This window comes from Rhodococcus sp. 21391 (assembly GCF_016772255.1).
In the GTDB taxonomy this organism is placed as follows: domain Bacteria; phylum Actinomycetota; class Actinomycetes; order Mycobacteriales; family Mycobacteriaceae; genus Rhodococcus_F; species Rhodococcus_F opacus.
Window position 1 is genome coordinate 2,068,125 of record NZ_CP063781.1, and the last position, 12,569, is coordinate 2,080,693.

Here is a 12,569-nt window from a genome sequence, read left to right on the forward strand (position 1 = left end):
GGCATCGCTCGCTCAGTCCTCGCGCACCAGCTCGAGGATCGTGATCTCCGGTGGGGCGGCCACGCGCACGGGCGGACCCCACGTGCCCACACCGCGAGTGGTGTACAGAACGGTGTTCCCGATGCGGTCCAGTCCCGTCACCGACGGCTGCTGCAGCGGCACCAGATAACCCAGCGGCCACATCTGCCCGCCGTGGGTGTGCCCCGACAGTTGCAGGTCGACACCGAGGTCGGACGCTTCCAGTGCCTGCCGCGGTTCGTGCGCGAGCAGCACGACGAACGTCGACGGATCGCGTCCGGCGAGCGCGGCGGATAGATCGGGTTCGTACGGGGCGGGCGAGGAGTAGTCGTGGATGCCCGCGATGTCGAGAGTGGCGCCGCCTCGGGTGATCGTCGCGCGCTCGTTGCGCAGCGTCCGGATGCCCAGTCGGTCCCACACGTCCAGCCATCGGCCACCGTCGTCGGCGTAGAACTCGTGATTGCCGCTGACACCGAACACCCCGAGCGGGGCCTCGACGTCGCCGAGCGGTTGCAGATCGGGCGATACCTTCGCGACGGTCCCGTCGACCAGATCGCCCGCGATCGCGACGAGATCCGGCTGCTCCGCGTTCACCAATTCGACGACACGCCGAGTGAAATCCACTCCTCGCGCCGGGCCGACGTGGAGGTCGGACACGAGCGCCACACGCACACCGTCGAACTCGGCGGGGAGACGTTTCAGCGGCACCCGAACCCGCACGATCCGCGGCCGCGCGGCCTCCGACACCCCGTAGCCGGCGGCGCCGACGGCACCCACCACGACGACGGCGGTGGCGATGCGCAGGCCGCGCCGCCGTGACAGATCGACCTGTTCGCCGTTTCCGGTACCGCGCAGGCGGCCGAACAGCCGCGTCAGCAGTGACACCAGTGCGACCAGTAGAAGCCCGAGCACCAGATAGAACGTCGCGCCGAGCCACACCCAGCCCACCCACCCCGGGGGACGCGCCCATCCCTGGTCGAAGGCTTCGCCGCTGCCGACGCCGATGACCGCGAGAACCCACAGGACCACGAGGGTCACGTCGACGACCACCGGCCAGGGACGGCCGAGCCCGGTGGCCCGGACGAGTCGCCTGTGGAGCCACCAGCTGACGAGTGCGAGGAAGACCGCGAAGACCAGAAGCCTCGTCACGACAGCAGCCTGCTGATTGCGGTCGGCAAGGCCGCTCCTTCCGAGGATGCGACCTTCTCCAGCGACCCGCCGGTGCGATCGGCCAACGCCTGCAACGTGTTGAGGTCGGAATTCTCACCGATCGTCACCACGTCGATGCGCACCGGCTTCGACGTGTTCGAGGCCGCGGCGATGGCCGACAGCAAGTCCGCGCGCGCGACGGAGTCGTCGTTGGCGCCGTCGGTGACGAGCAGCACCGAGTTGGTGAGGCCCGGCGTGTATCCGTCGACCGCACTCTTGTAGGCAGCTTCGAGCGCCGTGTACGTGGAGGTTCCGGTGGCGGGTGTCGCCCTGGCGAGCCGGGCGTCGAGGGCCTGCCTGCGGGTGCCCTCGGTGAAACCGCCCGCCGAGAGCGGACCGGTCGCGACCACGGTCGTGTACGGGCGCGACCCGTCGAGTGTCGTGCTGTACTCCCACAGTCCGAGGTTCGACGAGTCCGGAGCACGGTCGACGTGGGCTGCGAGCGCTGCCGTCGTGTTCGCCAGGCGCGTCGCCGTTCCCTCGCGCTCACCCATCGAGCTGGAAACATCGAGCAGGACGGTGGAGGCGCGGGGCGTGATCGGATTCCGGATCACGTGCATCAGCTCGGCCGCAGCCGCCGCATCCGCGGGAACCAGGGTGGATTCGAAACCGGGAAAGGCCAGCGTGGTGTCGTCGGGGCGGGCAAGTCCCTCGACCCGGAACCCGGCGTCGGCCAGGACCTGCGCCTGTTCGGGTCGACGGACGAACTCCGCGAACTGCGCGGCGGCGCGGCTCTGCGTTTCGTCGACGGCCGGGCCCGCGAGGACGGCCGCCGGATGATCTGCCACGGGTGTCGGGCCTTTCGGCATCGATGTGGTGATGTCGGCTCCGGGTGCGTCGCGCAGGGCCTGGTAGACCTGCTGTTCGGTAGCCGCGACCGCGTGGATGTCGGAGGTCGCAGGATCGCCCTGCTCGGCCAGCGCGGTGAGTGCCTCCCGCGTCGTCGCGGGTTTCGTCCCCGACGACGCCTCGTAGCCGAGCGCCAGACCGGTGAGTGCCGACGTGACCGGAGCGGAACGCGCCTGCTCCTCCGTCACCGGACCCGTGCTGCTTCCCGTGACCGCGGCCGCGACCGCCTCGACTGCCATCTCCGTACTCTCGGCGCCGGGGCCGACGGGGAGCGCCATGCCCAGGCTGCCCCAGCCCGGCAGACCGAGAGCCGCGAGGGAATCGCGGCCGGTCTGCAATGACGGCAGGTCCTTCCAATCGATCGCCGGCGTGCCCGGCGCATTCGCGAACGCCGTCCGGACCGCGAGCACCACCGGGCTGGTCGCCACGGGACGCGCTTCGCCGCTGATGACACCGGTTGCCGACACCTGCTTGACGGAATGCGAGCTCGACGGAATCCACAGACCGGGCCGAGGACCGAGGGCCGCTGCGTCCCACGGGCCGTCCGGCCCCGCGGACAACGCGTCACGCACGGTGTCGGACGCGACGGCAGTGACCGTCACCGACACGCACTGATCGCGTATCACCGGCGCCGTCTCCGTGAAATGGTCGGCGAGAGTCTGCAGCTGGGGTGCGATATCGGGATCCGCCGCGACCGCGAGCACGGATTCGCCTTCGACGCAGGCGCCCGCGGCAGCCACTCCCTGGTCGTTGATTCGGTCACGCAACTGGAACCAGCCCACCACGCCCAGCACGAGGACGACGACGAGACCGAGCACGATCAAAGGCCCCCTGCTGATACCCCTGGCGCGCGATTCGCCGCGATGCTGCCCCACGTGCTTTCCAGCCCCTGTCCGACGAGTTCGACGTTGACCCTCGCAGTGTAGTGATGCGCAGGATCACCCCGGCCTGACACGTGAGTGGCGAAGCGTGCCGGGGCACGCTTCGCCACTCACGTGCGGGGAACCGGGTCAGGCGTTGGCTGCTTTGTATTCGCGGCGGCGGCGGTGCAGGATCGGTTCGGTGTAGCCGGAGGGCTGGGTGGTGCCGTCGAGGATGAGTTCCTTCGCGGCCTGGAAGGCGATGTTGGTGTCGAAGTCCGGGGCCAGCGGCCGGTAGGTGGGATCGCCCTGGTTCTGCCGGTCCACCACGGGGGCCATCCGCTGCAACGATTGCACGACCTGGTCGGCGGTGACCACACCGTGCCGGATCCAGTTCGCCAGCAACTGCGACGAGATGCGGAGGGTGGCGCGGTCCTCCATCAGGGCGACGTCGTGGATGTCGGGGACCTTGGAGCAGCCGACGCCGGCGTCGATCCAGCGGACCACGTACCCGAGGATGGACTGGCAGTTGTTGTCGAGTTCTTCCTGCTTCTCCGCCTCGGACCAGTCGGTGTCGGGGGCGAGGGGGATGGTGAGGATCTCGTCGAGGGTGGCCCGCCGGGCGCCCTTGAGCCGGTTCTGGACGGCGACGACGTCGACCTGGTGGTAGTGGGTGGCGTGCAGGGTGGCCCCGGTCGGGGACGGCACCCACGCGGTGTTCGCGCCGGCCTTGGGGTGGCCGATCTTCTGCTCGAGCATCTCGGCCATCAGCTCGGTCATCGCCCACATGCCCTTGCCGATCTGCGCCCGCCCCTGCAACCCGCAGGCCAGCCCGACGTCGACGTTCCAGTCCTCGTAGGCGGTGATCCAGGTCTGCTTCTTCATCTCGGCCTTGCGGATCATCGGCCCGGCCTCCATCGAGGTGTGGATCTCGTCGCCGGTGCGGTCGAGGAATCCGGTGTTGATGAACACCACCCGCTCACTGGCTTCCTTGATGCAGGCGGCGAGGTTGACGGTGGTGCGGCGTTCCTCGTCCATGATGCCGACCTTGAGGGTGTTGGCGGGCAGCCCGAGGACCTGCTCGACGCGGCCGAACAGTTCGGTGGTGAACGCGACCTCGTCGGGGCCGTGCTGTTTGGGTTTGACGATGTAGATCGACCCGGTGCGGGAGTTGTCCAACGGCCCCGTCGCCTCGGACCGGGACAGCCCGTGGACCGCGCACAGGGAGGTGATCAGGGCGTCGAGGATGCCCTCCGGGATTTCGGTGCCGTCGCCGTGCAGGATCGCCGGGGTGGTCATCAAATGCCCGACGTTGCGGACGAACAGCAGCGACCGCCCGTGCAGGGTGAGCTCGGACCCGTCCGGGGCGGTGTAGACCCGGTCCGGGTTCAGCCGGCGGGTGAACGCCGTGCCGCCCTTGGTCATCTCCTCGGTCAGGTCCCCGCGGTTGAGGCCGAGCCAGTTGCGGTAGCCGATCACCTTGTCGTCGGCGTCGACGGCGGCGACGGAGTCCTCGAAGTCCATGATGGTGGTGACCGCGGATTCGAGCACCACATCCTTGACGCCCGCCGCGTCGGTGGACCCGATCGGGGAGGTCGGGTCGATCTGGATTTCCGCGTGCAACCCGTGGTTGCGCAGCAGCACACTGGTCGGGGCGTCCGGGGCGCCGAGGTAGCCGACGAACTTGCCCGGCTCGGCGAGGCCGGTGATGGTGCCGTCGGCGAGCTGCACGGTCAGGGCGGTGCCGTCGACGGTGTAGGCGGCGGCGTCGGCGTGCGACCCGGTCGCGAGGGGGGCGGCGGTGTCGAGGAAGGTGCGGGCCCAGGCGATGACCCGGTCGCCGCGGACCTTGTTGTAGGAGCTGCCCGCCTCCGCGCCGCCGTCGTCGGGGATGGCGTTGGTGCCGTACAGGGCGTCGTACAACGACCCCCACCTCGCGTTGGAGGCGTTCAGCGCGAAGCGGGCGTTGAGGACCGGGACCACCAGCTGCGGGCCGGCGGTGGCGGTGATCTCGGTGTCCACGTTCGCCGTCGACACCTCGAACGGGGCCGGTTCGGGCACCAGATACCCGATCTCGGTCAGGAACGCCTTGTACTCGGCCGGGTCGATCACGGCACCGGCCCGGTCGCGGTGCCAGGCATCGATCCGGGCCTGCAGGTCGTCGCGGGTGGACAGCAGCGCCTTGTTCTTCGGCGCCAGATCGTCGATCACCTTCGCCGCACCCGACCAGAACCCGTCGACGTCCACCCCGGTCCCCGGCAGCGCCTCCTCGTTCACGAAGTCGTAGAGCACCTTCGCGACCTGCAGACCGCCGACCTCAACACGCTCAGTCATGAAATGCCTCACTGTTCCGCACTTGGAGCACCGGACGGGTGCCATGAACCGCACCCAATGTTACCCGCTGGTAAGGATGCGGTGGGGCCGGATGTCCTGCGGAGGTGCGCCCCGAGGTGAGGGCGGGAGGTGAGGTCAGGCCTTCTCGCCGGTGGACGGCTCGAGGGAAAGGGCCTCCGACTCGACGGGCGTGTCGTTCTCGGCGTCGATCCGGTGCAGATCGCCTGCGGCTTCTGCCGCGCTGAGACGCGAACGACGCCAGGCGACGACCAGCAGTCCGGCCCACACCGCAACGAGAGCAAGGTACCCGAGGGTGGCGGCGACGCCGGTGACGTCGAATGTCTTGAACAGCTTCTGCGCGTTGGTGATGATGATGATGCCGCCGACACCGGTTCCCAGAAGGGTTGCGGGCACCCGGCTGACGAGCCAGGCGGCGAGCGGTGCGGCGATGATGCCGCCGAGAGCCAGCCCCGCGATGATGGGGATGTTGTCGAAGAAGTCGCTGCCGAGACCGAAGATGAACCCGATGCTGGCCGCGGCGGACACCAGGAACTCCGACGCGCTGACCGAACCGATGACGGTGCGCGGTGCGGTCTTGCCGCGCGAGAGCAGCGTGCTGGTGGTGATCGGCCCCCAGCCGCCGCCGCCGCTCGCGTCGATGAATCCACCGAACAGGCCGAGCGGTGACAGGAACTTCGCCGTGTGCGGCGACGTCCGGGCGTCGTTGACGGCGGGAGGGCGGATGGAGAAGCGGAGCAGGACGTACACACCGATCGCCAGCAGGATCGTCGACGTCACGGGGACGGCGGCGGCCGTCGACAACTGGGACAGCACCGTCGCACCGAGGAACGCGCCGATGGCGCCGGGGACACCCAGGCGCAGTACGAGGGCCCAGTCGATGTTGCGGAACCGCCAATGCGACGCGCCGGAGGCGAGCGTGGTGCCGACCTCGGCGAAATGCACTGCTGCGCTGGCGTGTGCCGGTCCGACGCCGCTGAACACGAGCAGGGTGGTCGCAGTCACGCCGAAGGCCATGCCGAGAGCGCCGTCGACCAGCTGGGCACCCACGCCGACCAGCGTGAAAATCAAGAGCTTGAACATCGAGACTCCGACCGAGAGAGCGAACCGTCAGGGCAGCAAAGACCAGCGAGCAGGCTGGTCAGCAACATCCCTGGTCGAAGGCATGGCCTCGGCGGGAGGGCCAGAAGGGCATGAGGGCGAGCGAGGCCGCGGGGCCTGCCTGCGCGCTCGTGCCGTTCACTCGGACTCCCACATCTCTCGTCGCGTGCGCGGCCGTCCGCGCACAAGGCTCGACACTAGCTGGAGGGGTGGGCGCGTGTCATCTTCACACGCGCCCAACCGCTCACAGTTTTCGCGCAGAGATCTCGAAGCCCGCGTCGCGCAGCCGTGTCACCAGGACGTCGCCGAGTGCCGTCGCGGGGGTGAGGACGCCGGCCGAATCCGGCAGTGCGTCGCCGCCGAGGACGAGGCTCAGCGCGGATTCGCCGAGCATCACCGCGGTGGCGCTGTATCCGGGATCGCCCTTCGCCTTCACTCGCGACGTGTAGCGCGCGCCCGTGGTGGTCGTCGTGTACACGTCGATGGTGAAGTGGCCCTTGCGCTGCGCCTCTTCGCTGGGGCCGTCGCCCGGTGAGGGCAGAACGCGGTCGAGGACGTACCGGGTGGGCGGGAGGGCCATTCCGACGATCAACCCGCCGATGCCGGCCGCCACCGCACCCGCGATCACCGGTGTGATCGGGGAGCTTCCGACGTTCATGACCTCGCGGTACTTGAACTCCCGACCGTAGGCCCAGTCGCGGAGCGCGTTGCTGCGCCGCACGACCCGGGTGTTGTAGGGACCCATGAAGAAGGGGGCCTTCCACCCCTTCAGGCCGGGTGCGATGTCCTCGCCGTTGACCACGCTCATGTCGGACTGCTTGCCGAGGTCTGGTTCCTTCGCGCGGTCGGGGCTCAGCGAGTACGGCGACGCCGCGAGATGCCGCGACGCCGGATTCTTCTTCGACACGTCCACCTGTGTGCGCAGCGAATCGATCGTGCCGCCGCTGACGCCGCCGCGCACGGACGTGACCACCAGGGTGGTGTCGGTGAGTTCGCCGGCGCCGTCCTCCCGGACCTTCTCGTACAGGACGTGCACCCCGAGGTCGGACGGAATGGAGTCGAACCCGCAGGAGTGGACGATCCGGGCGCCGGTCTCGCGGGCCCGATCGTGGTTGGCGTCGATGCTCTCGCGGGCGAACAGCACCTCTCCGGTGAGGTCGACGTAGTCGGTGCCCGCCTCGGCGCACGCCGCGGCGAGGGCATGTCCATACTTGGCGTACGGCCCAACCGTCGTCGCGACCACCCGGGTGCGTCCCGCGAGGGCTGCGAGCGACGCGGCGTCGTCGGAGTTCGCGACGATGACGGGCCACTGCGCCGCGCGCGGACCGAGCGAGGACCGCACCGCTTCGAGTTTGGCGGCTGTCCGCCCCGCGAGCGCGATCCGCACGCCGTCCGGAGCGTGCTGTACGAGATAGTCGGCGAGAAGTTTGCCGACGAAGCCGGTGGCCCCGTAGACGACGAGATCCAATTCACGTGCGCTGTCTGTCATGGCACGACCCTACTCGGCGGTAGGGAAGGGCGTGCTCAGACGCCGGTACCGGGGTGGGTGGGTGCGAGGGGTACCCGGGTGCGGAGCCGCAGGACGACGTAGCCGACCCACGAGGTGACGACGCCGAGCGCGACGAGAGTCTGGATCGCTCCCGCGGCGGATTCCGGGTAGACGACCCCGGTGAGGTAGTGGGAGATGAACCCGGACGAGGGGAGCGGGTCCTGCCCGGCGCGGACCCGGGCCCAGCTCTCCAGGTGGGTCAGCGGGCAGTCGATGCCGACGAGGAGGCCGGTGAATCCCCAGGCCACCGCGGCGAGGTGGAGGGCGATGGTGCGCGCCCAGTGCCAGGCGAGAAACCCACCGCACACGACGTAGAGGATGAAGATCAGGTGTGCGACGGCAGTGGCGTCGGCGACGACCTCGTAGAAGACGCTCCCCATCGATGCACCCCTGACATCCGAATTTCCCCCATTAGCCATCGTAGGCGTCGCCCGGCCGGGTCCGCCGGGTAACGGGCTCAGGCGGTGCCGCGCACGTCTTCCTTGACCACCAGGATCGGAATGTCGACCTCGAGAAGGAGGCGTTGCAGCCATCGTTCCAGGAGGAACTTGCCGATCGGGGACATGCGCCGGGTACCCACGACGAGCAGATCCGCGCCGCTGCTGTCGACCAGCGCGCGCAGAGCGCTCACCTGATCACCGTCGTGCTCGTTGGTGCGCAGCTCCCACGACGACTCGCCGACCCCGCCACTCTCGAGCGTGGCCTGGATCTCGGCGCGCAGGGCGGACCGGTCGGACTCGGCGTCCTGGCCGGGGTCGTCGTCGAGGACGTGGAGGACGAGCAGCTGTTCCCGTCGTTGCACAGCCTCACGGGCGGCGTGGACGATGGCCGCCCGGCCTTCCGGGCTGTCTCGGTGGACAACGGCTATCGCCATGAAGCGCCTCCATTTTGCAGGTATCGGTACGACCCCTATTATCCCCGTGCCGGAGTGTGCTCCGGCTGTGTCGATGCTCTCGTACGGAGATCCGAGCGGTGCTCGATCACCAGGGTGAGGGCTCGTAGTCCTTCAGGAAGCAGCCGTGCAGATCGACGCCCTGCTCGCCCTGGACGATCGGGTCGTAGACACGGGCGGCACCGTCGACCAGGTCGAGAGGGGCATGGAAGCCCTCGTCGGCCAGGCGCATCTTGGTGTAATGCGGCCGCTCGTCGGTGATCCACCCGGTGTCCACCGCAGTCATGAGGATGCCGTCCTCGAGCATTTCCTTGGCGCTGGTGCGGGTGAGCATGTTCAGCGCGGCCTTCGCCATGTTGGTGTGCGGATGCCCCGGACCCTTGTAGGCGCGGCTGAACTGGCCCTCCATCGCGGAGACGTTCACCACGTACTTGCGGCGGGCGCCTGCCGCCGCCATCGCGGGCCGCAGCCGGGACACGAGGATGAACGGGGCGACCGAGTTGCACAACTGCACCTCGAGCAGCTCGATCGGGTCGACTTCCTCGACCGTCTGGACCCAGCTGTTCGTGTGCGCGAGGTCGGGCAGGAGTCCGCCGGCGTCGATCGCGAGACCCTGGTCGATGCGATCGGGGGATGCCGACTTCGCGACCAGTGCGAGCGAACTCACCGCGTCGGGGGACAGTGCGGCGCCCGCCATCGCGGACACGTCGGACAGCGAACCGGCGAGTGCCGCCGGGTGGGCGTCGCTCGTCTTGCCGAACGTCAGGACGTCGGGCAGGTCGCCCGAGGGAAGGGCCCCGGACTCCGCGTCCGCCAGCGCGCTGTAGGCGCCGGGGGAGCGCCGCACCGTCTGCGCGGCGTTGTTGATCAGGATGTCCAGCGGGCCCTGCGCGGCAACGGAGTCGGCCAGCGCGACGACCTGCGCCGGGTCGCGCAGATCGATACCGACGACACGCAGCCGGTGGATCCACTCGCTGCTGTCCTCCATCGCCTTGAACCGGCGGATGGCGTCGTTGGGGAAACGTGTCGTGATCGTCGTGTGGGCTCCGTCGCGGAGCAACCGCAGGGCGATGTACATGCCGATCTTGGCGCGACCGCCGGTCAGCAGCGCCCGGCGGCCGGTGAGGTCGGCGCGCGCGTCCCGCTTGGCGCGGCTCTTGGCCGCGCAGTCGGGGCACAGCTGGTGATAGAAGGCGTCGACCCGGGTGTAACGCTGCTTGCAGATGTAGCACGGGCGGGGCCGGATGAGGGTGCCCGCGGATGCGCCGTCGGCGTTCGACGTGAGCGGGATGCCCGCGGTCTCGTCGTCGATCCGATCGGGGGAACCCGTCGCGGTGGCGGCGACGACCTGACGGTCGGCCTCGGAGACGGCGTCGCGGGCCGCGAGTCGCCTGCGTTTCTTCAACTTCTTGAAGAGGTGACCGACGGCGCGCTGGACCGTGACGGAGTCGGGATCCGCGTCGTCGAGTTCCGCCGCCTGATCGAGAACCTTCAGGCAGATCTCGAGATCCGCCGGATCGATCGTCGTCGTTGTTTCACCCATCGAACTTCGCCCTCTCACGAAGAAGGCCCCGGTTCGATGAACCGGGGCCTTTTCGTCTGTCTCAACTCAGAGTGTCCGAGGGGGGACTTGAACCCCCACGTCCGTTAATAGGACACTAGCACCTCAAGCTAGCGCGTCTGCCATTCCGCCACTCGGACTTGCTTGCCCCCATTTCCTGGGTGCTGCAAAAGATTAACCGATGAACCGCCACGGCCCAAATCGCCCCTCTCACCTGAGCGTTTCCGCTGCTGCGGTGGTAGGAACGTGGAGTGCCAACTACACAGGAAACCCCAGGCCAGGGTCGCGCCGAAGCCGAAGTCGTGGATCTCGTCAGTTCACTGATCCGCTTCGACACGTCCAACACCGGAGAGCTCGCCACGACGAAGGGCGAACGCGAGTGTGCGGAGTGGGTGGCGGCCCAGCTGCAGGAAGTGGGCTACGAGACCGCGTACGTGGAGTCGGGTGCACCGGGCCGCGGCAACGTGTTCGCCCGGCTGAAGGGCTCGAACCCCGACCGCGGCGCCCTCATGCTGCATGGCCACCTCGACGTCGTTCCCGCCGAGCCCGCCGACTGGCGTGTGCACCCGTTCTCCGGAGCCGTCGAGGACGGTTACGTGTGGGGTCGCGGCGCCGTCGACATGAAGGACATGGTCGGGATGATCCTGGCGGTCGCCCGCCAGTTCAAGGCCGAGGGGATCGTTCCTCCCCGCGACCTCGTGTTCGCCTTCGTCGCCGACGAGGAGGCCGGTGGCAAGTACGGTTGCCAGTGGCTCGTCGAGAATCGGCCCGATCTGTTCGAGGGTGTCACGGAGGCGGTCGGTGAGGTCGGCGGTTTCTCCCTGACCGTTCCGCGACCGGACGGCACCGACCGCAGGCTCTATCTCGTCGAGACCGCCGAGAAGGGTCTCGGATGGATGCGGCTGACGGCCAAGGGTCGCGCCGGGCACGGCTCGTTCCTGCACACCGACAACGCCGTCACCATCCTGGCGCAGGCGGTCGCCCGGCTGGGTGCGCACACGTTCCCGTTGGTCATCTCCGATTCGGTGGCCGAATTCCTCGAAGCGGCGGGTGAGGAGACCGGACTCGACTTCGACCCGAAGTCGCCCGACCTCGACGGCACCCTCGCGAAACTCGGCACCATCGCCAACATCATCGGCGCTACCCTCCGCGACACCGCGAACCCGACCATGCTCTCGGCCGGCTACAAGGCCAACGTCATCCCGCAGACCGCCGAGGCCGTCGTCGACTGCCGGATCCTGCCCGGCAGGCAGGCAGAGTTCGAGGCGGCGGTCGACGAGCTCATCGGGCCGGACGTCCAGCGCGAATGGATCACGAAACTCGACTCCTACGAGACCACGTTCGACGGACATCTCGTGGACGCCATGAACGACGCGATCCTCGCGCACGATCCCGGTGCCCGGACCGTGCCCTACATGCTGTCGGGTGGAACCGACGCCAAGGCGTTCGCGAAGCTCGGCATCCGGTGCTTCGGGTTCGCTCCGCTGCAGCTGCCCGCCGACCTGGATTTCAGCGCGCTGTTCCACGGTGTCGACGAACGGGTACCGGTCGACGCACTACTGTTCGGTACACGCGTGCTGGAACATTTTCTGCTCCACAGCTGATCCGAGAACCGATACGCGACACGAGAGGAACCGCATGTCACACGACCCGTACGAGGCACTTCCCGACCTGCCGAGTTTCGAGCTGACCTCCACCGACGTCACCGACGGACAGCCGCTGAACAAGGAACAGGTCAGCGGAATCTTCGGCGCCGGCGGCTACGACAACTCGCCGCAGCTGTCGTGGTCGGGGTTCCCCGCCGAGACCAAGAGCTTCGCGGTGACGGTGTACGACCCCGACGCGCCGACGGCGTCCGGATTCTGGCACTGGGCGGTCGCCAACATTCCGGCCGACACGACCACGCTGGTGAGCGGCGCAGGCGACGACGACGGAACCGGGCTGCCGAGCGGTGCGATCACGCTGAAGAACGACGCCGGATTGCGTCGTTTCCTCGGCGCGGCCCCGCCGGAAGGGCACGGACCGCACCGCTACATCTTCGTGGTCCACGCGCTCGACGTGGAGACTCTCGACGGGGTCACCGCCGACTCGACGCCGGCGTTCCTGGGTTTCAACCTGTTCTCGCATGCGATCGCTCGCGCGAAGATCCAGGGGACGTACGAGCAGTAGCTCGGTAGC

General features: G+C 68.7%; 10 protein-coding genes and 1 tRNA gene. 2 read left to right on the plus strand and 9 right to left on the minus strand.

The genetic code is table 11. The features are described 5' to 3' along the window. Positions 1 to 12 precede the first annotated feature (12 nt). The 9 genes from GO592_RS09820 to GO592_RS09860 form a co-directional block, all read right to left on the minus strand. Positions 13 to 1,167, minus strand: coding sequence for a metallophosphoesterase (locus tag GO592_RS09820; protein ID WP_007295589.1), 1,155 nt, complete (start codon positions 1,165 to 1,167; stop codon positions 13 to 15). Next, positions 1,164 to 2,894 (minus strand): substrate-binding domain-containing protein, encoded by a 1,731-nt coding sequence (locus GO592_RS09825; RefSeq protein WP_237720325.1) that lies wholly within the window; start codon positions 2,892 to 2,894, stop codon positions 1,164 to 1,166. Before GO592_RS09825 ends, GO592_RS09820 begins: the two co-directional genes overlap by 4 nt. A gap of 192 nt (positions 2,895 to 3,086) precedes the next feature. Further along, entirely contained in the window at positions 3,087 to 5,270 is a 2,184-nt protein-coding gene (locus tag GO592_RS09830; protein WP_202715106.1) for a malate synthase G, read from the minus strand. Between the two features lie 135 nt (positions 5,271 to 5,405). Next, positions 5,406 to 6,371 (minus strand): sulfite exporter TauE/SafE family protein, encoded by a 966-nt coding sequence (locus GO592_RS09835; RefSeq protein ID WP_202715107.1) that lies wholly within the window; start codon positions 6,369 to 6,371, stop codon positions 5,406 to 5,408. A gap of 262 nt (positions 6,372 to 6,633) precedes the next feature. Beyond that, positions 6,634 to 7,878: a saccharopine dehydrogenase family protein gene (locus GO592_RS09840; protein WP_202715108.1), complete on the minus strand. Its 1,245-nt coding sequence runs from the start codon at positions 7,876 to 7,878 to the stop codon at positions 6,634 to 6,636. A 35-nt stretch (positions 7,879 to 7,913) separates the two neighbouring features. Further along, a complete protein-coding gene (locus GO592_RS09845; protein ID WP_007299020.1) occupies positions 7,914 to 8,318 on the minus strand; it encodes a DUF2784 domain-containing protein in 405 nt (134 codons plus the stop codon). 77 nt (positions 8,319 to 8,395) lie between these two features. Beyond that, positions 8,396 to 8,812 (minus strand): universal stress protein, encoded by a 417-nt coding sequence (locus GO592_RS09850; RefSeq protein WP_005243098.1) that lies wholly within the window; start codon positions 8,810 to 8,812, stop codon positions 8,396 to 8,398. Between the two features lie 106 nt (positions 8,813 to 8,918). Next, positions 8,919 to 10,373 carry an SDR family oxidoreductase gene (locus tag GO592_RS09855; RefSeq protein WP_007299021.1) on the minus strand — a complete coding sequence of 485 codons (1,455 nt, stop codon included), beginning with the start codon at positions 10,371 to 10,373 and terminating at the stop codon, positions 8,919 to 8,921. Positions 10,374 to 10,445: 72 nt separating this feature from the next. Continuing rightward, positions 10,446 to 10,531: transfer RNA gene (locus GO592_RS09860), tRNA-Leu, on the minus strand. Positions 10,532 to 10,642: 111 nt separating this feature from the next. Here GO592_RS09860 and GO592_RS09865 point away from each other — a divergent pair. Next, complete coding sequence (locus GO592_RS09865; RefSeq protein WP_007299022.1) at positions 10,643 to 11,995, plus strand: M20/M25/M40 family metallo-hydrolase; 1,353 nt, start codon at positions 10,643 to 10,645, stop codon at positions 11,993 to 11,995. Between the two features lie 34 nt (positions 11,996 to 12,029). Further along, on the plus strand, positions 12,030 to 12,560 hold the full coding sequence (locus GO592_RS09870; protein WP_005243092.1) for a YbhB/YbcL family Raf kinase inhibitor-like protein: 531 nt from the start codon (positions 12,030 to 12,032) through the stop codon (positions 12,558 to 12,560). Positions 12,561 to 12,569: the final 9 nt, after the last annotated feature.